Origin of the sequence: Flavonifractor sp. An100 (assembly GCF_002161175.1) — a bacterium.
Lineage (GTDB): Bacteria > Bacillota > Clostridia > Oscillospirales > Oscillospiraceae > Lawsonibacter.
On the sequence record NZ_NFMA01000006.1, the window covers coordinates 59,573 to 81,776 of the forward strand.

The 22,204-nt window shown below is 55.8% G+C and carries 18 protein-coding genes, 1 tRNA gene and 2 pseudogenes; 11 read left to right on the forward strand and 10 right to left on the reverse strand.

The features are described 5' to 3' along the window. Positions 1-8 precede the first annotated feature (8 nt). The 11 genes and pseudogenes from B5E43_RS05190 (at position 9) to B5E43_RS05235 (ending at position 11,095) form a co-directional block, all read left to right on the forward strand. Entirely contained in the window at positions 9-3,299 is a 3,291-nt protein-coding gene (locus B5E43_RS05190) for a DEAD/DEAH box helicase family protein (RefSeq protein ID WP_242964718.1), read from the forward strand. A gap of 310 nt (positions 3,300-3,609) precedes the next feature. After that, complete coding sequence (locus B5E43_RS05195) at positions 3,610-3,999, forward strand: sigma-70 family RNA polymerase sigma factor (RefSeq protein WP_158098967.1); 390 nt, start codon at positions 3,610-3,612, stop codon at positions 3,997-3,999. Positions 4,000-4,147: 148 nt separating this feature from the next. After that, complete coding sequence (locus B5E43_RS05200; protein ID WP_087394313.1) at positions 4,148-4,510, forward strand: hypothetical protein; 363 nt, start codon at positions 4,148-4,150, stop codon at positions 4,508-4,510. Continuing rightward, positions 4,507-4,716, forward strand: coding sequence for a helix-turn-helix domain-containing protein (locus B5E43_RS05205; RefSeq protein WP_087394314.1), 210 nt, complete (start codon positions 4,507-4,509; stop codon positions 4,714-4,716). The genes B5E43_RS05200 and B5E43_RS05205 overlap by 4 nt, the downstream gene beginning before the upstream one ends. Beyond that, positions 4,713-4,883: pseudogene (locus B5E43_RS15455) on the forward strand (helix-turn-helix domain-containing protein); the annotation flags it as partial. The gene B5E43_RS05205 and the pseudogene B5E43_RS15455, both read left to right, overlap by 4 nt. Before the next feature lie 3 nt (positions 4,884-4,886). Further along, on the forward strand, positions 4,887-5,129 hold the full coding sequence (locus tag B5E43_RS15460) for a hypothetical protein (RefSeq protein ID WP_242964726.1): 243 nt from the start codon (positions 4,887-4,889) through the stop codon (positions 5,127-5,129). 346 nt (positions 5,130-5,475) lie between these two features. Continuing rightward, positions 5,476-5,895, forward strand: a complete 420-nt coding sequence (locus tag B5E43_RS05215; RefSeq protein ID WP_087394318.1) for a hypothetical protein — start codon at positions 5,476-5,478, stop codon at positions 5,893-5,895. Then, entirely contained in the window at positions 5,883-7,838 is a 1,956-nt protein-coding gene (gene mobP3, locus B5E43_RS05220; RefSeq protein ID WP_164475076.1) for a MobP3 family relaxase, read from the forward strand. The genes B5E43_RS05215 and mobP3 overlap by 13 nt, the downstream gene beginning before the upstream one ends. Before the next feature lie 184 nt (positions 7,839-8,022). Further along, complete coding sequence (locus tag B5E43_RS05225) at positions 8,023-8,325, forward strand: DUF6809 family protein (RefSeq protein WP_087394322.1); 303 nt, start codon at positions 8,023-8,025, stop codon at positions 8,323-8,325. A 3-nt stretch (positions 8,326-8,328) separates the two neighbouring features. Beyond that, positions 8,329-9,486, forward strand: coding sequence for a site-specific integrase (locus B5E43_RS05230; protein WP_087394324.1), 1,158 nt, complete (start codon positions 8,329-8,331; stop codon positions 9,484-9,486). A gap of 4 nt (positions 9,487-9,490) precedes the next feature. After that, on the forward strand, positions 9,491-11,095 hold the full coding sequence (locus B5E43_RS05235; RefSeq protein WP_087394326.1) for a site-specific integrase: 1,605 nt from the start codon (positions 9,491-9,493) through the stop codon (positions 11,093-11,095). A gap of 163 nt (positions 11,096-11,258) precedes the next feature. On the opposite strand, the gene B5E43_RS05240 is transcribed toward B5E43_RS05235, so the two are convergent. The 10 genes and pseudogenes from B5E43_RS05240 to wecB form a co-directional block, all read right to left on the reverse strand. Further along, a tRNA-Ala gene (locus B5E43_RS05240) sits at positions 11,259-11,334 on the reverse strand. A 381-nt stretch (positions 11,335-11,715) separates the two neighbouring features. After that, positions 11,716-13,353 carry a recombinase family protein gene (locus B5E43_RS05245; protein ID WP_087394328.1) on the reverse strand — a complete coding sequence of 546 codons (1,638 nt, stop codon included), beginning with the start codon at positions 13,351-13,353 and terminating at the stop codon, positions 11,716-11,718. An 11-nt stretch (positions 13,354-13,364) separates the two neighbouring features. Further along, positions 13,365-13,523, reverse strand: a complete 159-nt coding sequence (locus tag B5E43_RS15055; RefSeq protein ID WP_158098968.1) for a hypothetical protein — start codon at positions 13,521-13,523, stop codon at positions 13,365-13,367. Next, on the reverse strand, positions 13,507-13,971 hold the full coding sequence (locus B5E43_RS05250; protein WP_143382950.1) for a hypothetical protein: 465 nt from the start codon (positions 13,969-13,971) through the stop codon (positions 13,507-13,509). The genes B5E43_RS15055 and B5E43_RS05250 overlap by 17 nt, the downstream gene beginning before the upstream one ends. Positions 13,972-13,977: 6 nt before the next feature. Further along, the gene (locus B5E43_RS05255; RefSeq protein ID WP_242964719.1) at positions 13,978-14,361 is read right to left on the reverse strand and encodes a recombinase family protein; all 384 of its coding nucleotides are present in this window, start codon (positions 14,359-14,361) and stop codon (positions 13,978-13,980) included. A 1,405-nt stretch (positions 14,362-15,766) separates the two neighbouring features. After that, positions 15,767-16,192, reverse strand: coding sequence for a sigma-70 family RNA polymerase sigma factor (locus tag B5E43_RS05265; RefSeq protein ID WP_087394335.1), 426 nt, complete (start codon positions 16,190-16,192; stop codon positions 15,767-15,769). Positions 16,193-16,653: 461 nt separating this feature from the next. Then, positions 16,654-19,818, reverse strand: coding sequence for a hypothetical protein (locus B5E43_RS05270; protein WP_143382951.1), 3,165 nt, complete (start codon positions 19,816-19,818; stop codon positions 16,654-16,656). 289 nt (positions 19,819-20,107) lie between these two features. Continuing rightward, on the reverse strand, positions 20,108-20,398 hold the full coding sequence (locus B5E43_RS14860) for a hypothetical protein (RefSeq protein WP_143382952.1): 291 nt from the start codon (positions 20,396-20,398) through the stop codon (positions 20,108-20,110). 212 nt (positions 20,399-20,610) lie between these two features. After that, positions 20,611-20,733 (reverse strand): annotated as a pseudogene (locus B5E43_RS15465) (ATP-binding protein); the annotation flags it as partial. A 296-nt stretch (positions 20,734-21,029) separates the two neighbouring features. Next, positions 21,030-22,190, reverse strand: coding sequence for a UDP-N-acetylglucosamine 2-epimerase (non-hydrolyzing) (wecB, locus tag B5E43_RS05280; RefSeq protein WP_087394340.1), 1,161 nt, complete (start codon positions 22,188-22,190; stop codon positions 21,030-21,032). Positions 22,191-22,204: the final 14 nt, after the last annotated feature.

Below are 22,204 nucleotides of genomic sequence, written 5' to 3' on the forward strand. Positions count from 1 at the left end.
GCGATTTTGTGCCCAACTTCACCCGCTTCCTGACCGATCCGCAGTTTGTCCCCTTCGCGGAGGTAGCCGTCTCGGCGGAAAAGATCTATGCCATCGACCCGGCGGCCTGTGTGCTGAACTGCCGCCGGGCAATGGAGTTTGCCGTCAAGTGGATGTACTCGGTAGACGGCGGATTGGTCATGCCCTACGACGACCGGTTGGTGAGTCTGATGGACGGGGAGGACTTCCGGGACATCGTGGGGGAGGACCTGTGGCGGCGGCTGAAGTACATCCGGCAGACGGGCAACGCCGCCGCCCACACGGGGAAGAAGATCGCCCCGGAGCAGGCGGCGCTGTGCCTGGAGAACCTCTATGTGTTCCTGGACTTCATCGCCTACTGCTACGGCAAGGACTACGCCGAGGGCCAGTTTGACCCAGCCCTGCTGGAGCAACAGGCGGAGGCCCCCATCCCCGCCGCCACGACTCCGGAGGCCGACCTGGCCGCCCTCATGGCGGAGAACGCCGCCCTTCGGGCCCAGCTTACCGCCCGGCGGGAGGAGCAGCGGGAGAGCTATGTACCGAAACCCCTGGACCTGTCCGAGTACAAGACCCGGAAGCTGTACATCGACGCCATGCTCACCGACGCCGGCTGGACCGAGGGGAAGGACTGGCTGGGCGAGGTGGAGCTGCCCGGTATGCCCAACAAGAGCGAGGTGGGCTATGCCGACTATGTGCTCTACGACGACACCCACCGGCCCCTGGCGGTGATCGAGGCCAAGCGCACCTGCGTGGACCCGTCCAAGGGCCGCCAGCAGGCCAAGCTGTACGCCGATCTGCTGGAACAGAAATACGGCCGCCGGCCGGTGATCTTCCTCACCAACGGCTTTGACACCCGCATGGACGACGGGGCCTACCCGGAGCGGAAGGTGGCCGCCTTCTACTCCAAGCGGGACCTGGAAAAGCTCTTTAACCTGCGCTCCATGCGCACCAGCCTGAAGTACATCCAGGTGGACAAGGACATCGCCGGGCGGTACTACCAGGAGGGGGCCATCAAGGCGGTGTGTCAGGCCTTCGGCGAGAAAAATCGCCGGAAGGCCCTGCTGGTCATGGCCACCGGCTCCGGCAAGACGAGAACGGTCATCGCCCTGGTGAAGGTGCTGCTGGAGCACGGATGGATCAAAAACGTCCTCTTCCTGGCCGACCGCAACTCCCTGGTCACCCAGGCCAAGCGCAGCTTTGTGAACCTGCTGCCCGACCTGTCGGTCACAAACCTGTGCGAGGAGAAGGACAACTATTCCGCCCGGTGCGTGTTCTCCACCTACCAGACCATGATGAACTGCATCGACACCGTGGAGGACGAGGAGGGGAAGTTATTCACCGTGGGCCACTTCGACCTCATCATCTGCGACGAGGCCCACCGCTCCATCTACAACAAGTACCGGGACATCTTCACCTACTTTGACGCGCCCCTGGTGGGCCTTACCGCCACTCCCAAGGACGAGATCGACAAGAACACCTATGAGATTTTCGAGCTGGAAAGCGGCGTGCCCACCTACGGCTACGACCTGGCCCAGGCGGTGAAGGACGGTTTTCTGGTGGATTTCCTCACGGTGGAGAGCAAGCTGAAATTTCTCACCGAAGGCATCACCTACGACGACCTGCCGGAGGAGGAAAAGGAGGCATACGAGGCCACCTTTACCGACGAGAACGGGGAACTGCCGGAGAAGATCGAGTCCTCTGCCCTGAACGAGTGGCTGTTCAACGAGGACACCATCCGCAAGGCGCTGGATCTGCTCATGACCAACGGCCTGAAAATTGACTACGGGGAAAAGCTGGGCAAGACCATCATCTTCGCCAAGAATCACCGCCATGCCGAGAAGATTCTGGAGGTGTTCGGCAAGGAGTACCCCCACCTCCCCGGCTACGCCAAGGTCATCGACAACTACATGACCTACGCCCAGAGCGCCATCGACGAGTTCTCGGAACCGGACAAGCTGCCGCAAATCGCCATCTCCGTGGACATGCTGGACACCGGCATCGACGTGCCAGAGGTGCTGAACCTGGTGTTCTTCAAGAAAGTGATGAGCAAGGCGAAGTTCTGGCAGATGATCGGTCGGGGCACTCGGCTGTGTCCAGGGCTGATAAACGGAGAGGACAAGACCAAGTTCTACATCTTCGACCTGTGCGGCAACTTTGAGTTTTTCCGCATGAGCAAGGGGAAGGCCACCGCCAATCAGATGGCGCTTCAAAGCGCTGTTTTCTACCTAAAAGCTCAGATCATTTTCAAACTCCAGGACCTGGCCTATCAAACCGACGAATTGATTCCCTTCCGCCAGCGGTTAGTCCATGAGATGCTCTCCAAGGTCCAGGAGTTGGACCGGGGCAACTTCGCGGTGAAACAGCACCTGCGGTATGTAGAGAAGTTCTCCGACCCAGAGACCTATCAAGCAGTCAGCTACGAGGATACTCTGTACCTGCGGGACGAGGTGGCCCCTCTGCTCCAACCCGACGGGGACGAGGCCAGCGCGGTTCGCTTTGACGCGTTGATGTACGGGATCGAGCTGGCCTACCTGGTGGGCAAAACCTACTCCAGGGCCCGGAAAGATTTGGTGAAAAAGGTCAGCGCTATCGCCGGTGTGGCTAACATCCCGGAAATCCGGGCACAATCGGAACTCATCGAGAAAATCCTGCATACCGACTACCTGGACAACGCCGGGATCAACGAGTTTGAGCACATCCGGGAGTGCTTGCGGAACCTGATGAAGTACCTGCCTCATGACGGTGCCATTTACAATACCAACTTTACAGATGATATCCTCTCCGTGGAGTGGAAGGAGTCGGAGCTGGAGAACGATGATCTGAAGAACTACAAGGCCAAGGCGGAGTTCTATGTCCGCCAACACCAGGACAACCCGGCTATTGCAAAGCTGCGCTCCAACATTCCCTTGACAGACGATGATGTGAAGGAGCTGGAACATATTCTGTGGAGCCAGGTGGGCAGCCGCCAGGACTACGAGGCAGAGCTGGGAGCCAAACCCCTGGGCGAATTCGTTCGGGAGATCGTGGGCCTGGACATGAACGCCGCCAAGGAGGCCTTTTCCCAGTATCTCAATGACGCCAACCTGGACAGCCGGCAGATCTACTTCGTCAACCAGATCGTGGAGTATATCGTCCACAACGGCATGATGAAGGACCTGTCTGTCCTCCAGGAGCCGCCCTTTACAGATCAGGGAAGTATTGTGGAGGTGTTTACCGACCTGACCCTCTGGGCTGGCATCAAAGGTGTCATTGACCGGATCAACGCTAACGCGGCGGCGTAGAGAGCTATGATAAACCTTGCTGGCGGTAGGGCTGCAAAGAGGTCTATGCAGCGGATCAGAAGTTGTCTGTTGAATGTCCCCACGTGCTTGACATAGCGGAACGTTTGTTCTATATTAAAATCAGGCGAAAGCCGAAAACTCGCAGCTTTCCGGTGAGGTCCACACCCCGGTGGGACCTCAGACATTCATGGGCCTCGTAGGGCACCACAACCACCCTGTACGAAGGGAACTTCCATGAAGGTCTTCAGTATTTGGCGCTGTGCCGGCAGCGCGGGTGTGCACCTTCCCGTGTAAAGCGGAAAGGATGCAAATGAGCGACTCTGTCGTGATTACCTATAGTGGCCAGCAAGTATCAGTGCCAAAGGAGGTCGCAGACTTCCTGGAGCAGGATCGGAAACGGGAACAGGCGCAGGACAAGCAGGACAAAAGGCATCTGAGTAAAAGTGAGTTTGAAACGGTGCTGTCCGGTTCGGATTGTGTCAGGCGTCCCGTGGAGGATGCGGCGCTCTGGAACCTCCAGCTTGAAACTCTGCGGAAAGCTGTCGATGGCCTGGGAGACCAGGGCCGGGATCTTGTAGAACTCCGATATGGCAGGGGTCTGACCATGGAGGAGATCGGGACGATCTACGGCGTGTCCAAGGCGGCGGTATCAAAGCGGCTGAAAAAGCTCCACGAACAGCTGAGGGGCTCTGTCATTTGACAGAGCCCCTCAATTTTTTGTTTTTCTGGTTTACAAACCGCCTGTGAGTGTCCTGATAAGTAGAGGGCAAAATTTCCGGACCTCGGAAACCCCGGCTCTGGCCGTGGCCGGTCGGCCCTGAATAAAACCTACAGAGGAGTACAAGATCATGAATGTATTTGGAAACAGCTCAAAACAGCTGCTGCAAGCACTGACTGCCAACGCTGAAAATGAAACTATGGACTACGTCCTTCAGGAGATGCAGGCAGTCCTGGGGGAAGAGATGCCGGAAGCGGATGAGGTGCGGACCTATCTGCAAGATCCTGACAAGCCCACGGAGCTCAGCACAGCACAGCAGATCGTGGCCATGGACAAGCTGCTGGAGTGTGCGGAGGTCAATCTCCGTACACTCTGCGATCTAATCCGCTACCAACAGCTGAAGGAGGCCGAGGCGGTCAACTCCGTGGAGGAGTTCCTGCAGCTGGTCCACCCGGATGATGTCCGTGATATTTCAAAGGAGGATGCTGATTGAAAAAATCCGAATACAAGTCCTACGATGACCTGCCGCTGTTTCTCAATGCGGAAACGGTGGCAAAGGTACTTGGCGTGTCACCGTCCAGTGGATATGAACTGATGCACGAGCCGGGCTTCCCGGTGCTGCGTGTCGGCAATCGGATGGTGGTACCCAAGGAGCAGTTCATCCAATGGATGAACGAGCACACAGGAGGTGGCGCATGAGGTACAGCAAGTACAGTGGACGCGGGAATTTTTTCTCTCTGCCTAATGAGATCTTCCAACTCGGACTGAATGCTGGCGAACTGTCAGTGTACAGTTTCCTGCGGCGATGTGAAAACCACAGGACCCACCAGTGCTGGCCCAGCATCAAAACTATCGGTGAGGCGGTAGGCATGAGCGAGAATACCGTGCGCAAGTACATCCGACAGTTGGAGGAGAGGAATCTCATCACAACCGAGCCCACCGAGGTGATCACCAAACGCAGCGGTCGGCGCAACGGGAATCTGCTGTTTACCCTCCGGCCGATCCAGGAGGTGATCGACCAGTATTACGCCCGCCAGCTGGAGGAATTGGAGTTGGCCACGGAGCGCCAGCGTGTGGCCAACCTCCTGCGGGAGCAAGAAAGCCCCGCGTGACCGCCAGTGGGCCGCTGTGTGGCCCGATTGCGGGAGGGCAGAGTCCCTGCCCCTCCCATCGGATAGGGGCCGGATTTGGGCCGCTGTTCCCGCTCTTTGGAGAGAGAGCTTTCCCCCTCCTGGGCTCTTTGCGGAGGACGAAAAGAAAAGCAGGATAAAGGCCGGGGTCGCCGTTGGCGCTTCCGGCCGGTCACAACTGCCCGCAGTGCGGGCAGTTGCGGGGGTTTGCAGTGCATCAAAAGTGGGGTCAAAAACAGACGGCGGGGCTCACGTTTGCGGTCACGATCCCCAAACACCTACTGCCACAACAAAAAACCAGGGGTCACACCCCAGGAAGGAGCCATTTATGAGCGAAAAAGAGAAATTCCCTTTTTACCTGACGCCGGAGAAAAAGGCGATCTTGGAGCGCCGGTATCAGGAGGATGGGAGCCGGAGCATGACCGCCTTCATCGAGCGGGCGGTGGACTTCTACCTGGACTACCTCAGCGCCAACGACGCCGGTCTATTTCTCCCCACCTCCATCAAATCCTATCTGGATGGGCGGTTGGGACAGCTGGAGGATCGGCTGTCCTCCATCGCCTTCCGGCAGGCGGTGGAGCAGGACATGGTGGCCGGCATCCTCGCCGATGCGTACCAATTCAGCGACGAAGATCTCCGCCGGCGGCGAGCTGAGAGCGTACAAAATGTGAAGAAAACCAACGGCCGCATCTCGCTGGAGCAGCGGGTGCGGGGAACCTGGGAGGAGAGAGATGAGTGGCAAGATTGATCCTGAAAAGTCCTTATCTCAAGTGCGATGGGAACCATTCTGTCAGCGGCTACCTGCGGTACATCGGGACCAGAGAACGGGTGGAACTACTTCCAGATGACCGCCCGCCCACCAGAAAGCAGGAGCAGCTGGTCAGAAAACTGACGAAAGATTTCCCAGCGGCCAAAGGACTTGACGAGTATTCTGACTACGAAGCCAAGCCTACCAAAGCAAACGCCTCTGCATTTATCACCAGGGCGCTGGAGGAAAACTGGCCGGCGGTGCAGCAGTCAGACGGCTACATGAAGTACATTGCCACCCGTCCCAGGGCAAAGCGGTTGGGTGACCACGGCCTCTTTGGGGATGAGGACGGCGTGGATTTAGAAAAAGCAATGCGGGAGTTGGATCAGTACACCGGCAATGTGTGGACCCATATCCTCTCCCTAAAGCGAGAGGACGCCGCCCGTCTTGGCTACGACAATGCCAAGGCGTGGCAAAATTTGCTCCGGGCAAACCGCAATGACATCGCCGCCGCCATGAACATCCCGCCGAATCACTTCCGCTGGTATGCCGCCTACCACGACGAGGGGGACCATCCCCACGTTCACATGATGGCATGGTCAACGGTTCCGGAAGAAGCCTATCTCACAAAAGAAGGAATCCGGCAGATCAAGTCAAAGCTGATGAATCAAATATTCAAGCTGGAGATGCTGCACACTTATGAGCAAAAATCCCAGTCGCGGGATGAGTTGGTGCGGGAGGCTCGCAGGGCCATTCGACGTCTGACCCGTGAGATAGCGCAGAGCATCTGCTCGGCTCCTGAGATCGGGCAGAAGATGGAACAGCTGGCCACGCAGCTGGAGACGGTCAAGGGCAAGAAGTCCTACGGCTATCTGCCCAAGTCTGTCAAGAAAACTGTGGACGAAGTGGTGGACCGGCTGGAGGAGCTGCCAGTGGTCCGTGAGTGCTACGAGCAATGGTGCATCCTCCAAAATGAGGTGGACAGCTACTATCATGACAAGCCCAGAGAGAAGAAAAAGCTGTCCCAGGAGAAGGAGTTCCGGCAGATCAAGAACGCTGTCATCCAAGAGGCGGAGCGCGTCCGTCTGGGGGAGATCACTTTCGAGGATGCGAACCTGGCTGGCCACGACGAGGCGGAGCAGGTGCGGGGCGAGTCTTATGATTGCTGGGAACTGCGGCAGATCATCCGGGCCGAGACACTTTCGCTGGAGGACCGGAACGGGGCGGCGGAAGAGTTGAAACGGCTGGCAGGGCGAGGCGACGCCCATGCCCAGTACTTGATGGGTCAGCTCTATCGGGACGGTCCTCTGCTGATCCCGGACAGTCAAAAGGCAAAGCACTGGTTCACCCAGGCGGCAATACAGGGTTTGACGGAAGCACAGTACGCTCTTGGCAAGCTGCTCCTCTCCGGCGATTTGGAGGTGCGGGATCCGGACGAGGGCATCCGCTGGTTGAAACAGGCGGCGGAAAACGGAAGCCATTTCGCCGCATACCGTCTGGGCAAAGAGTATCTGGAGGGGAACGCCGTCAACAAGGACGCCACAAGAGCAGCGGATTGGTTCACCCAGTCGGCGGAGGCGGGCAACCAGTACGCCCAATACATGCTGGGCAAGCTGTACCTGACCGGGCAGGGAGTAGCCCAAGATCAAGCCCAAGCAATGGCGTGGTTCAGCCGCTCCGCTGCCCAGGGAAACCAGTACGCGCAGTTCTTTCTGGAGCACCAGGACAGCCTCCGTCCACCCTCCGTCATGCTGGCGGCCACCCGCCTGCTCTACCATATGAGCCGGATCTTTGAGAACCACGCTCTGCCCCACTCCAGCGCCGGCCTACACGTTGACCGCAAACTCCGAAGAAAAATCCAGGAGAAGAAAATCGCCATGGGCCACAAGCCGGACGACCATGAGGAGCAGACCCAGGGCGGAATGGTCATGGGCGGGATGTGACCTCCCTCAAAAATTACGGCACTGTAAACAACAAAAAGCCCTCGGGATCTGATACCCAGTGGGTGCAGTTCAGTGCAGTACACCCCCCCAAAAAAATGATAACAATTTGATAATAGTTCGCCGTTACCCTGGCTATTTCCCGTTTCTGTGGTATTGTGTGTTGCTGATAAAGGAGGCGGCACACATGCGTGACACACTGGAAAATCTGTACTTCGGAAACATCACCCCCAACGATCAGATCGTCAAATCGGGGACTGCCCTGAAAAAGGCCATGGAACAGTCGGCGGAGTGCGAGGAAAAGCTCACCGCTCTGCTGGAGGACAAGGAAAAAACATTGCTGCTCCGGCTCATCAACGCAGAGAACGAGATCGGTAGCACCATGGCCCTGGAGAACTTCATCCTGGGGTTTCGCCTGGGAGTTCGCATAATCCTGGAGGCTCTGGACGAGGACGACGGCAGTCTGCTCGACCCCAATAAGGAGGAATAGACTATGGCAAAGCGCAGACCGTCTGGGGACGGTATGGTGCGGAAACGGGAGGATGGCCGCTGGGAGGGCCGGATCGTAGTGGGCCACAAGAGCAACGGCGATTCCATCTTCCGGTACCTCTCCGCCGGAAGTCAGAAGGAGTTGCTGGCAAAGCTCCACCGGAACATCGAGGAGTACCGGGACGTGGATCTGCGGGAGGAGAGCAAAATGCCCCTTGGCGAGTGGCTGGATCGCTGGCTGGAGGAATACACCGCCCCCTCGGTTCGGCCCTCCACCTTGGAGGGATACCGGGGATACGTTGAGCGGAACATCAAGCCACATCTGGGGGACAAGGCGGTGGGAAAGATCACCACAGAGGACATCCGGAGGCTGTACCGGGCGCTTCAAGAGCACGGGCGTCAGGAGGAGCACCCCCAATACGGGTACCAACTGGCTGGCACTACGATCCGCCGCATCCACGGCGTTCTGCATGAAGCTCTGGATGCGGCGGTGCAAGCGAACCTGATTGCCCGCAATCCCACTGAAGGCGTCACCCTGCCCAAGAAGAAAACTGTCCCCAAGCAGATTCTCAACGACGCCCAGCTGGAGCGGTTCATGGAGGTGATCCGGGAGGACACGGTCTGGCACGACTTCTTCTACACGGAACTGACCACCGGCCTGCGGCGGGGTGAGATCTGTGGCCTCATGTGGTCCGACTTCGACGAGGCCCACGGGACCCTCTCCATCCGCCGATCCGTCCACGCCCAGAAGGGAGGCAGGCTGACTACCGGCGAGACCAAGACCGGCACAGGGAAACGGACCATCACCCTGCCGCCCAGCACGGCCAAGCTGCTGGCAGAGCGCAAGACAAGATCATACTCGGAGTGGATCTTCCCAGACCCGCTCCGCCCGGAGCGGCCCACTCGCCCCAATACGGCTTACACCCACATGAAGGTATTGCTGAAACAGGCTGGACTGCCCAGCATCCGATTCCATGACTTGAGGCATACCTTCGCTACCCACGCTCTGGCCTCCGGCGTGGACGCCAAGACCCTCTCGGGCATCCTGGGGCACACCCAGGCGTCCTTCACGCTGGACACCTACACCCATGTGACCGGGGATATGCAGAAGCGGGCCAGCGAAATCGTGGGCAGCTTTATGGAAAACATCATGGTGAGGTGAGAGCATGGCAGGCAAGAGAAAGAAGGGGGAGGGCACCGTCCGTCTGCGGAAAGACGGTCGCTGGGAAGGCCGGGTGGTGGTGGGCTACGACGAGGCGGGGAACCCCAAAACGAAAAATGTGCTGGCCAAAACCAAAAAGGAGTGCGCGGAAAAGCTGGAGAAGCTGAAAGAGCAGTGCGGGGACTTCCGCCCTGTCCAAGTCCGGCCGGAGATGCGATTCGGGGACTGGATAGACTACTGGTATCAGAACTTCTCCAAACCGAAGCTGCGGCAAAGCACCCAGTCAAGTTACGAGGGATGGATCTACAACCACCTGATCCCCGGCATGGGGGACATCCCGCTGAACAAGCTGACCCAGGCGGACCTCCAGACCTTCTTCCGCACCATGAAAGAGACCGGCCGGAGAATCCATATAGACCAGCGGGGAAAGGGGATGGCGGACCGCTCGGTGCGCAGCTGTCACGCGGTGTGCCAGATGGCGCTGGACAAGGCGGTGGAGGAGCGGATGATCCACAGCAATCCAGCCATCGGGTGCAAGTTGCCACCCCTGAAGGGCAAGGAAATGAAGGTGCTGACCCAGGAGGAGATCCAGCGGTTCCTCATCCAAGCCAAGGCGGAGGGGATGTACGAACTGTTTCTCTTGGAGCTGACCACCGGGATGCGCCGGGGAGAACTGCTGGCCCTTCGGTGGAGCGATCTGGACTTTGCCACCGGGAAACTCCGCATCGACAAGCAGATCTATCCGGTGGGCGGCAAGCTGGTCCTCAGTGAACCCAAGACCAAGGCGGCCAACCGCACCATCATCCTGCCGCCCGCCATGGTGGAGGTGCTGGCGGAGTATAAGAGGGGCATCTTCGCTGACCTGATGTTTCCCTCCCGCACCAAGCCGGAACAGCCCATCGATCCGGGTTATGTCCGCAAGCGGCTTCAGGTAATCCTGGACCGAGCGGGGTGCAAGCGAGTCAGATTTCACGATCTGCGCCATACTTTTGCAACCATGTCCCTGGAAAACGGGATGGATGTGAAGACGCTCTCGACGATCATCGGCCATGTGTCGTCGGCCACGACGCTGAACACCTACACCCACGTCACCGATGAGATGCGGCAGAAGGCGGCGGCGAACATCGACCGGGGGATCGCAAAGGCGGAGGTGCAGCCGGAGCCGGAGCAGGAGACAGAGAAGCCCCATGCACAGGAATCATTCACCCCCGTCCTTCCGGCCCGCCGCAGGCCGGGCACTGGATATGTCAAGCAGCTCAACGACCATCTCTGGGAGGGGAGATACTCCCCGGTGTGGCCGGATGGGAAAAAACACTCCCGGAATGTCTACGGCCACACGGAGGCGGAGTGCGAGGAAAAGCTGGCGGAACTGATCCTTCAGATGAAAGCAGAGATCGCAGCCCTGCGTTCAGGGGCCAGCACGGAGTATCCCGACGGGGTAAGCCCCAAGAAGAAAGCCATCGCCGCCTACCTGCGGGAGTACCCCGGTGTGACCAATAAAGCCAAAATCGCAAGAGACCTGAACATGGACCGCACAACGGTGCAGAGATACTATGATGAGATTCGGGTCGAACTCAGGGGCGAGGAAAGTCCAGCATTGCAAATGTAAAACATTAAAATACTACCTCAGATTTTGCGGGACAGTAAACAATGAAGGGCACTCCTTCCGAAAAGGGGGTGCCCTTCAAGTGGTCAAAACAGAAATCCGTCTGTGGTATTTCTGTGGTCAAACGAGAAATTGCCGCAGTTTTCACTGCGGCAATTTCCAGTTTTGGTGGACGGTAAGGGGATCGAACCCTCGACCTCGGCGATGCGAACGCCGCGCTCTCCCAGCTGAGCTAACCGCCCAAATCGGCCATTTTTCAATCAAAAAAGTTATGAAAAACGAATTTTTGAGATATTCAATTTTGAAGGGATAGTCCGAAAAATCGGACGAGGAACTGGAAACAAAAATTGAGGCCGTGATGTGCGTCCATATGGATGCGAACCGAACGCTCTCCCAAGTGCGACCTGGCACGGGCCCACAAAATTGCCCGTCCGGAGGCTCTTGAGGGCGGCTCAAATGGGATGCGAACCATCTGCGGTCCAGATGGGATGCGAACCACTCGGTGGTATTCCACGAATGATTCGCATCCCGCAAAACTTATCGGCAACTTGGATTGGATGCCTGCTTTTGCTTCGTTATTGAAAAGTTGCTCTAAACCTTTTTGTATGCGATTGTTTTCTCGATCAGCCCATCTCCATTCCGTTCAAAAACTGTGCCTCCGAGATATTGAATTCAATTTGGATGCCATAATTTCGGGACAGCGTCACCGCTTTGATGAGCTGGGAGGCGATGACTTTCTTCTCGTCGATACTGGCTGAATCGAACAACTCCGCCCACGACAAGAGCTGCTGATGCTGTGTCATGATTTCAGATGAGAGCGTTTTGGAATTTTCCATATCGGTCTGGAGCGTTTCGATCTCTCTTGTGAGCTTGTCCACGGTCTCCTGGATGCCATCCATCCTCTTTTTGACCTGCTCCGGAGTGAATACACAGGTCCCTTCGATAGACGCCAACATCAGATCCTCCCATTTGGAAAGCTCTTTTACCGCCTTTGCATATTCACCTTTTGCAGCTTTAATTTTTTGCTGATACTGTTTTGTGGAGGACTGGATCTGCGTTTTCAAAAATACAGATTCATCAATGCGCGTAGCCCGCTCAAAAATGCCGCGGAGGACAGACTCTACGACCCGGTCCACCTTTTCCGCACGATAGGTGGATGGCCCGTCGCACTGTTCCTTATGCTGGGTCCGGTTATAGCACTTATAAACCGCGATTCGTTCCGGGGTTTGTGTGGGGTGGTGATTCTTTCTCGCTGTAGTAGCAAAAATGCGGCCACCGCAGTGTCCGCAATAGACATTTCCGGACAGGAGGGCCTTGCCAACGATCTTGCGTGGATAGGTCCCAGGAGAACGGACCACTGTGGCTTCGCTGCCATCCGCAAGCGTTATGGTTTCTGGTTCCCATCCACATTTGATGGCGTAGTTAACGGATCGCTGTTCCCTGGCTTTTGCAACTCTCTGAAACTGCTCCAGTGTGATGATCTGCAATTCTGGAAACACCTCAGATTGTGTTTCACCGCTTCGCAGGATGCCTGCATTCATAATGTTAGCCAGGATATGCTGGATCGTGGAATAATGAAAAGGCTCTCCTGTTCTCAGGTTTACGATCCCCTCATTTTTCAGAATCGTGGAGATCTTCCGACCTCCATAACCGTATCGGTCGGTCAAGTCAAACATCCGCTTGACTGCGGGAGCTTCATCCGGGTTGATTTCAATATCATATAATTCCCGGTTCTTTTTTCCTGTGCGGCCCTTCTTCACCAGTTGATATCCATAGGCGGGAGTACCGCCGCGAAAGCGGCCTTCCTGTACAATTTGTCCCAGTCTGGTTTTGGTGCGGATCGATGTTTTCAGGCTTTCACCCGACGCCTGCCAGTAACGGATGTAATTCATGAGTTTGTCCACATGATTGTCAAACCGTTGCTGGCCTTCCTCGGCACTCCACACTTCGATCCCATTGTTGACAAACCACTCTACCACAAAGGGCGTTTCATCCTCTTTACGCCCCAGCCGGTCAAACATAAAGACCAGAAGAACATCAAATTTGCCCTGGGCGGCGTCTCGCTGGATTTCTTGTATCGCATCCCTGTCTTTTGCGGAAACCTTGAAGCCGGACACACCTTTTTCAGAATATTCTCGAACGATATTCCAGCCTTTTTCAGCGGCAAATTCATGACATCGCTGTCTCTGCATGGGAATATCATCTTTCTCCACCTGTCCCTTCGTTGAAACACGGTAGAGACAGTAAACTCTCTTGCTCATGGATATCCTCCTCAACCGGCCGTCTTTTCGAGATAGGAGGATTTTAGGATCTCTCCCACCCGCTTGGGCACAGCCGTGTTTTTCTGCTCTGAAAAGATGAGCCGGACGACTATTCCATGAACGATCATTTCTGTCGCATTCTGTTTGAGAGGGCTATTCTGCTGTTTCATCGTCACGGACTCCTTTCTGAATGAATTGGTCAAGCTGTTGAATCAATGGCCCGGCCTCGTTGGGCAGAGCACTGGCCAACTCAGAGGCTGTCTGGAGCTGTTCCAGGAGATATCTCAGCTCATTCTTATCGAGGGAGGATTCTCCGCAGAGCGCGATGCCCCCGTCAAGACAGAGGATCTGGATATCCTGTCCGGGGGAAAGATTCGCCTGCTCCAGAAGGGAAGTGGGAAGCATGATTTTCGATTCCTCCAACCCAGGTTGCTCCAGCGAACTTGGCGAGAGCCAGAATTCCTGACGGAGTTCTTGCCCTCCACTTCCAGCCAGGTACACAAGATATGCCGGGTCGCCGGGGGAAAGGCCTATCTTCTGAAGCAAATCTGTAGGAATCTTCAATTCACCATTCTCGTCTACCCGCAACAAAATCTCTGCAATTTGCAAATATATCACCCTTTCCTAAAAATGTTTGGTAGCCGTTTTGGACGGCGGGGATTGACCATGTTTATACTGGATGCTGTCCAGGGTGGAACAGGAAAAGCGGGATATTCCCTTTGTAATGATGAAGTCGAACCGCCCTGCCTTGGCGTCGGAGATCATCCGAAGGAAACTATCCCGCTTTCTAGTGCTTGTTCCGCTGATGCCCTCGTCAATATAGCCCGGAATATAGGTCCAGTTCGGCTGGGATTGGATCAGTTCTGTATAGTTCTGCACTTGGTTTTCCAGGCTGTTCAACTGCTCGTCTTTGTCTGTGGACACTCTGGCGTAAAAGGTTACTCGCAGAGGCAGATCAAAGATACTTTTTCCGCTGCGCATCTCATTGCGGATCTTGAGTACATTCATGCTGACATCCCTCCTCTGTCAAGCACACAGGATAGCGGAATAGCTCTGGAAAATCCATCACAGAATGTACCAAATTCTCCGCCTTAGAATAGGTGAATTGTGATATAAGGCCGAGGGAAAGAACATGATCCAACAGAACACTGACTACCTCTCTCTGTGTGCTCTCCAACTACTATCACCTCATTCTTATGTCTATAAATCCATACTCCGAAACATAAGCGTGTCACGGAGTTTATCTCTTTGCTGCCGCAGATTCCAGTCGGCCAAATTTCCCCTCATATCCACCCGTTACTGTCCGCACCTCACGCTCAAAAAAGGCCGCGTTGTACTGCATTCCACAGGGATACGCCCAATGCGGTCATATTCAGAGGCCAGGGGAATATGGAACCGAGTTTTTTCTGCCCCAGCGCGCAATTCCAGAAGCGGATTCTCTTTCATTGGGAGGCCGTCTTCTCTGAACCCCAGAACTCTCTGATCGGGACCCAGCCCTGTTCCTGGGCTTACTGCAGGCAAGCGTTTCTCTGGCATTCCATCTCTGCTTGAGCCTCATGTTCTGTTGTTTTTGTCCGATAAAGCGGACAAGCGAATTTTTGCTCCATAACAAGTTCTCCTCTCTAGTGTAAACACAAAAAGCGGCGGAAGATCATCCATCTTCCACCACTTTGTTGTTTGATCTATTTGTAAGCGCATGACATTCAAAGGCTCTTCCGAGGCCTCGGGTATGTTCTCATGGGACATACCTCCTTCAAATCACAGCTTAATATCACAAACATAGGGGCCGCCTACATTGGCCGCACGAGTATTCCTTCACGCATTCCTTTGGGCGGTCCCCATGGCTTCTGAAATTAAGACTTTACATTTGTATTGTCTCTTTCTGCGCTCGTATTCGACACTACTTCCCCAAGCGCAAAAGCCCTTGCCATCGGCACCGGCTCTGTAGGGCAATCGTTCTGAACCGCGGCTGGCTCCACCGCGTCATGGGAATCTCACCCCCGGCAAGATCTTTGTCGGCCGCCCTCCTTGCGTGATCCCCGTTTCACCAGGGGCTAGGACTGGGCGGAAGTATCATTGTCCCTGACAGAGTCATTGCGATACAGCTTGCCATCGGCTGTTTTGTGGACGGATGGAGCCGCTTTGCACCTTATTTAGCCGTCATTGATAGATGTGGTCAGCTTGGTTGGCAAAACCGTGCTAAAATCGTGTCGGTTATTTCGTTTGCAACCTGCTGCTGTTCATCTACAGGTGGTCTTGACGCATCCTCCAGTGTCGCTTGCCCTTTTTCGAAGAGCCCTGTCAGGAAGGTATTCAGATGATTGGATATTCGATTTTCAAGGAGCCCGAGGGAACAATAGTTCAACCCCCTCACTACTAAGCCGAGTTCGTGAGGGGGTTGAGAACCAGATATTCATTCTTTTATTTTTAACATTGCTCGAAGCTTTTTCAAAATCTTATGCCGGCGCTTGTTCACCGCTCTCTGTGAAAGCTTGATTTGTTGAGCATATTCACGCTCTGTAAGCTCCTCATAATATAGGGCATAGATCAGTTTCTGCTCCTCCAGCGGAAGCATTGTCAGACACAGGCGCAGTTTCTGTAACAGGACATTTTTAACTGCCCTGTCCTCCACACTTTCAGCGGCAAGATCAGGAACCATTTCTTCGCCAAGGGTTTCTTTCGTATCCAGATCGCTGTATGAAACCTTGCCATTGCGGATGTCCTTCTCATCCAGTGTGCGGGTGTGTCGTTCCATACAGTAATAAGCGCGATAAACATCCTTTGTGACCTCTACAAGGCAGCCTTGTACTCTAAGGTAATATTTCTTTTCTTCTGCCATGAGGCAGTCCTCCGTTTCTTCTAAAATTTTGAAAAGTCAAAATCTCAGAAGTTGGAGGGCCGCGGCACCTTGTCACCGCATTGCTTCCCATGCGAAAGCCTCCGTTTCGTCACAAACGGAGGCTTTCCTTCGGGCGCAGTATGCCAGGCCGGCCAGGAAGGTACGCCCACGGGAGCTGATCCGTTTGGGCTGCACCATTCCTTCCGGAGGCCTGCTGCAGTATGATGATTTGAATAGAGCGGCACCGGAAACGCCTGCAGGTGGCTGTCGCTCTATGTTGAGGTCAGTCTATATGAAAGGTCATTTAGAGAAAAGAGGTTTATTTGGGAGAATTTTGGGACAATCTTGGGATACTTTGGGAAAGCGGTCTAAATGGCAAAAAAATTGCCGAAATCTGCCACATGGCAGATTTCGGCAAACTTTTTCGCAGGGCGGGGGCCACGGGCCTCCTGGAAAAATTTTTATGCAAATGGGTATTGCGCCTTGAGATCCTGGAGGGTGAACCAATCGTCACCCTGCTTGAGCCGGTCTATGCGGGACAGGCAGTCCTGGATGTCGCTGAACTGGGTGGCGGAGCCTGTGGTGAAGATTGGTTTGGTCCGGGCATTCGTCCAGTAGCTGTGCAGATACTGGAACAGGCGGGTATACAGGATCCTGCGCTCCTCTTTGCCCCTGTTGCGGTCCATCAGGAGGTCTTCGATCATCACCAGGACAGAGAGAAAGTCTACCTCGGAAAATCTGGAGTTGAGGAGGTCGTGACTTTTCTTTGTACAAGATGTCTTTTCCCATGCCGTTTTCAGGGCGGCCTGGGCCCGGTCCAGCTTCTGCTGGAACTGCGCTGTGCCGGCGGCCTGTAAGGCTAGCTCATGCAGATACCGTGCGCGCCAATAGGTCTCGCCGCTCTGTCTGTTCATCAGCGCCCGTGCTGTGGCCTGTTCCAGAAAAGAAAATTCCAGCTGGGTGAATGGCCCGTTTCCCAAGGCGGTGCGGGGCTGTCCATTTTCGTCCAGCCGCACCTGCCTTCGAAGCAGGAACTCGCACAACCTCCGGGCAGAGTATGGCTGCGGCCCTCTGCGGATGTTGTAGACCAGCCGGTAGATCTGGAAGGCTGACAAGGGCCTGGCATCGTAGGCTAGGCCCGGAATGTCGAGGTGGAGTTTGGGTCTGCGGGCAAAGAACGGCAGGCGGGGATTGTTTTCCAGGCACTCGCTGTCATTGGCCATCAGGCTCCCCAGCAGATTATAGGCCGCACCGGAGTGCCCCGGGGAGAGGGCGGCCAGGATGCAGTTGTACTTTGCCACATAGGACGCATGGCACAGAAACTCCAGGGTGGGATCACAGAAAAACTTCCGCTGGGCATAGGCATCCCGTTTGCGTTTAGCGCGGTCCAGCAGCATGGCAAACACCGGGACCAGACGAGTCTGGGCCTGGGAGAGCGGGGGAAGGATCTCCTGACGGGCATGGGAATCAGCGGACAGGGCAGCCAGTTCCTGGGTCAGCCGGTCCGCGGCATCCACTTCAGACGTGTGAATTGTCTGGAGCTCCCCACAGGGCTTGCCGTTCAAGAGCCGCTGTATCTGTTCGAACAGCACCAGCGCCTTGACGTGGTACCCATCGGAATTGATGAGATTCGGGTGTCCGTTCTGGAATGTGATGATGTGCTCCGCACACAGGTTCGCCTGGTCGTACTGGCCCTGACTGCGGTAGTTTCTGGCGCAGATGGTCTGGCCGTAGATATAGGCCAGGCCAAACCGGTGTTCCACCAGCCGCCGGACCTCACGGTTACCGCTGTCTTCCAGCTGTTGGAACGCGGAAAACATGTACTGATACCAGGGAGCGGAGGAGATCTTGTGATTCTGGCGGAACACCGGAATGTGCTCGCACATGGTGGCGCCGATGTGGCCGGCCAAAAAGCGGGATACCGGACTTTGGACCGCTTCATCCGGCCCCAGCCGCAGGGTCGATGACATACTTTTTTTCGTCATCAGTTCATAGTAGGCCGCCGCCTTTTGCAGCTGCTTGGCGGGGAACAGCTCCACGGTGTAACCATAGGCCTCGATGACCTGGGGGTCTTCTCCCAGCGCCCCGGCCTGGGCCAGCAGAAATATGTTCGCAAGGTGCAGCAGGGCCAGGTTATCCCGCAGACTGTGGTTGGTAAATTTGGGGTCGGTAAGCTGGTCGCGGCCGTTCCACTCCCCGTGAAACAGAGAGGTCACCGCACCAGAACAGAATTTGTCAAAATCGATCCCCTGCAGGAGCTTCTCATAGTGCAGGCCGGGGGTGGAGTAGCCGGGGAAGCAGTGCAGCCAGGGGTGGACGGTGTGCCAGGTGTCGTCGACGATTCGGGCGAGGAAATCCCGGTCCACCGCGATGGCGGATACGGGGTCAAACTCGGGGTCGTTCCCCTCGCTGCGGCACATCTGACAGGCGATGGCAGGGATGGTGTGAAAGAGAAAAAACGCGTCCATCTCCCAGCGGATCATCTGTCCCTGGGCGGATTCATACCAGCGAATGATCTGAATGATGAGAGAGCGGTAAAAAATGAGTTCTTCCGTAGGGGCAGTGTTTTGAAACAGCTCTTCGGCATTCCATCGCTCGATCAGTTTTTGCGTCCACGGATCGTCCGGCAGGCTGGCCGCCTGCAGGTGGAGGGCGAGCAGAAACGGTGTATTGAGCTGGGCAAGCTGCTCATCTTCCATATCATTGGGTAGCGCTGCCCGAATCTGTCCTCGGGACAGATTTTGAATGAAGCAGGGGTGGAACTGCCCCCAGACATTGCTCCACTGGTAAAAGATATCGATCTGCGGCATCTGATCCCATGGGAATTTGCTGCTTACGATCAGGCCGAACCGCCCGGAGTGCTGAAGCATGTACAGATCGCTGGACAGCTGTTCCAGCTGTGCGCGGTCGATCAACTCGTCCAGGCCGTCCAGAAGGAAAAAGGTGGAGTCCGGAAGGTCGCTCAGATCCATGTGGAATGTCGCGCTGATGTGGCGGCTCAGAAGGTGGGCATCGGAGAGATTGTGGTGGTCATAGATCTCCGCCAGAGGAAGCCACAGGGCGTTTTTCCCCTGCTCTTCCAGTGCTAGAAACCGCAGCGAGGTGGTCTTTCCGGCGCCGGACATTGTGCTGTCGCCCTCATCGCCGGACTGGCCGCTGAGCAGGATCCAGCGGAATCGCTGCTCCGTGATGATCTGCCGCAGTGGGGAGCCGGGCCCGCTCTGATAGTTGTACCGTTTCCCATCGCACACAATATCCGGCAGCAGTTTGGTGTTGATCTGGGCGTCCTCAATGTGATAGATCCCGGAGTTATGAAAGAGCCGCACCATGAGCAGGCCGGAAGGCTGCCGCTTGCGGTCCAGCCACTCGGACACGACCGGCCCGCACTGCCGGTTGAACACCACGTCGTCCCCTAGGAGGCAGGCCATCAGCAGCACCGCCATGGATCGCTCCGGGTCCGGCGTCTGGGCGCCGCACAGGTAATTGGCGTACAAGGTGTCCAACAGCTGATAGGCCACCGCGCCGGCCCGTTGGGGATCAATTTGGCGGCTGCCTATCATGGTGCTGAGTTTTCTGGCCACACCGTCCAGGGCCAGCTCAGGCTGGTCCTGAAATGCTTTCAGCATCCGCTGAAAAGAGTTCGGGAGTTTCTTATATTTCCAGGACAAGTGCCACAGGTCGCTGAATAAGTTTCGCGCTGTCTTCTGGGATCGACCGGCGATGAATAGATAATTCCACGGGTCGACCGTAGTCTGCCCAAAGATCTGTTTCAGAAAAGCCATGCGGTTCTCGCTGCGGTCGTCGGGGTAACCTGCAATAGCGGCGGTATCTTCGTCCAGGCAGAAAACATGGTAAAAACCCCAAAATGTGATGCGCGGGACATATTTTCTGCTCGTATAGATCTTTCGGGACCAATCAACCAAGTTTCGTTGAAGATCCTGCTTGTCCTGACTGCCTATCTGTGTCAGCATCTTGTCCACTTTCTTTCTCTCTTTCGTGGATATCGCAATCCGGAAGCCACACTCGGTACCAGCGCTTTCCGTCCGGACAGAATGCACCATCCATCGGGGTGCAGCAGGCGCCGTACCGCCGAACCAACTGGGCCGCCTCCTCCGGGGTCAGGCGCAGTTCCGCAGACTGCCGTTCCTCCTGTTCAAATACCTCAAAAATTAGCCGCTCCAAATTTGGGTACAAATCAAAATCCATGTGCTCACGACCTTATTGGATTGCCCGCTTTCAGGAAAGATTTAAATTTTTTACTATTAAATCCATTTTACGCCATCACGGATTCTTGCCAAGGTTTTAGGTGCATACGCCGCTCAAAAAGTGCGGCTTGACCGCAGATGATGGTGCATCGTCACCGGCGGAATGGTGCATGGCGGCCGCAGGCGTAGTGCAGCGGGCCGCCATGCGGGGAATTACTCGGAGATACCCTTGCGCTTTCGCATGGACTCACCCTCGATCCGGATGGTATAGGCGTCGTAGATGATCCGGTCACAGATGGCATCAGCCAGGGTCGGGTCGTACAGGTTCTCGTGCCACTCACTGGTATCTGCACTATCTCTGCGGAAGCAGTGTACCATGACGCCGGTGTCAGACCAGCGGCGAGGGTGTCTGTTTTGCGCGGTCAGGGTGTAGGACTTCAAATGGTCAAGGTGTAGTTTTGGCCGGCGTACGCAGATGGCTCACCGCAGACGATTTTTGCAATGCGTCTGCCATTGCTGATGCGATTGTCCGGCTTTTGGGCCTGGTAGACATTAAACACTCCTTTCGATTCATCCTATGAAATTAACCGTTTAACCGTTCCCATCGTAAATCATAGGATTATAACATCCCGTCAGGACTTCCGCCAAACCATCTTATTCACCACTCCGGTGTAACTCTGGATGATCTTGACTACCTTAGTGGACACATTCTCCTCCACATAGTCGGGTACCGGGATCCCGTAATCACCGCTGCGGTTCATCTCCACGGCGGTCTCAACAGCCTGGAGCAGGCCATTGTCCTCGATCCCGGCCAGCACAAAGCAGCCCTTGTCCAGTGCCTCGGGGCGCTCCGTGGAAGTACGAATACAGACGGCCGGGAAAGGGTGCCCCACATAGGTAAAGAAACTGCTCTCCTCGGGCAGTGTTCCAGAGTCTGAGATCACCGCAAAAGCGTTCATCTGGAGACAGTTATAGTCGTGGAATCCCAGAGGCTCATGCTGAATGACCCGCTTGTCCAACTGGAAGCCGGACTGCTCCAAGCGCTTACGGCTGCGGGGATGGCAGGAGTACAGGATGGGCATATCGTATTTCTGGGCAATGGCGTTGATGGCGCCAAATAAAGAGAGGAAGTTTTTCTCTGTGTCGATGTTCTCCTCCCGGTGGGCAGAGAGCAGAATGTACCTGCCTTTCTCCAACCCGAGCCGCTGGTGCACATCGGAGGCCTCGATCTTGCTGAGATTTTTATGCAGCACTTCCGCCATGGGGGAGCCGGTCACAAAGGTACGCTCCTTGGGCAGTCCGCAGTCCGCCAAATATCGGCGGGCATGCTCGGAATAGGCCATGTTCACATCGGAGATAATATCCACGATCCGGCGGTTGGTCTCCTCCGGCAGGCACTCATCCTTACAGCGGTTGCCCGCTTCCATATGGAAAATGGGAATGTGCAGCCGTTTGGCTCCAATGACGGACAGACAGGAGTTCGTATCACCCAGCACCAAGACCGCATCCGGCTTCAGCTCCACCATCAGGTCATAGGACTTTGCGATGATATTCCCCATGGTCTGGCCCAAGGTGTCCCCCACGGCCTCCACGTAGATCTCCGGATCAGCCAGTTCCAGATCCTTGAAGAAAATACCGTTCAAGTTATAGTCATAGTTCTGACCTGTATGGGCCAAGAGACAGTCAAAATACTTCCGGCACTTCTTGATGACCTCCGCCAAACGGATGATCTCCGGCCGGGTGCCCACAATGATCAGCAGTTTGAGTTTTCCATTATTTTGAAACGCGGCCATGGTGTTTTCTCTCC

What these genes read in the sequence shown, in the direction of transcription:
- B5E43_RS05230 (WP_087394324.1), top strand. Translation starts at nt 8,329, where the DNA reads ATGGCAAAGCGCAGACCGTCTGGGGACGGTATGGTGCGGAAACGGGAG.
- B5E43_RS05270 (WP_143382951.1), bottom strand. Translation starts at nt 19,818, where the DNA reads ATGCTGAAAGCATTTCAGGACCAGCCTGAGCTGGCCCTGGACGGTGTG.
- B5E43_RS05225 (WP_087394322.1), top strand. Translation starts at nt 8,023, where the DNA reads ATGCGTGACACACTGGAAAATCTGTACTTCGGAAACATCACCCCCAAC.
- B5E43_RS15460 (WP_242964726.1), top strand. Translation starts at nt 4,887, where the DNA reads ATGAGCGAGAATACCGTGCGCAAGTACATCCGACAGTTGGAGGAGAGG.
- B5E43_RS05235 (WP_087394326.1), top strand. Translation starts at nt 9,491, where the DNA reads ATGGCAGGCAAGAGAAAGAAGGGGGAGGGCACCGTCCGTCTGCGGAAA.
- B5E43_RS14860 (WP_143382952.1), bottom strand. Translation starts at nt 20,398, where the DNA reads ATGGATTTTGATTTGTACCCAAATTTGGAGCGGCTAATTTTTGAGGTA.
- B5E43_RS05215 (WP_087394318.1), top strand. Translation starts at nt 5,476, where the DNA reads ATGAGCGAAAAAGAGAAATTCCCTTTTTACCTGACGCCGGAGAAAAAG.
- wecB (WP_087394340.1), bottom strand. Translation starts at nt 22,190, where the DNA reads ATGGCCGCGTTTCAAAATAATGGAAAACTCAAACTGCTGATCATTGTG.
- B5E43_RS15055 (WP_158098968.1), bottom strand. Translation starts at nt 13,523, where the DNA reads ATGAAACAGCAGAATAGCCCTCTCAAACAGAATGCGACAGAAATGATC.
- B5E43_RS05200 (WP_087394313.1), top strand. Translation starts at nt 4,148, where the DNA reads ATGAATGTATTTGGAAACAGCTCAAAACAGCTGCTGCAAGCACTGACT.
- B5E43_RS05195 (WP_158098967.1), top strand. Translation starts at nt 3,610, where the DNA reads ATGAGCGACTCTGTCGTGATTACCTATAGTGGCCAGCAAGTATCAGTG.
- B5E43_RS05265 (WP_087394335.1), bottom strand. Translation starts at nt 16,192, where the DNA reads ATGGCAGAAGAAAAGAAATATTACCTTAGAGTACAAGGCTGCCTTGTA.
- B5E43_RS05245 (WP_087394328.1), bottom strand. Translation starts at nt 13,353, where the DNA reads ATGAGCAAGAGAGTTTACTGTCTCTACCGTGTTTCAACGAAGGGACAG.
- B5E43_RS05255 (WP_242964719.1), bottom strand. Translation starts at nt 14,361, where the DNA reads ATGAATGTACTCAAGATCCGCAATGAGATGCGCAGCGGAAAAAGTATC.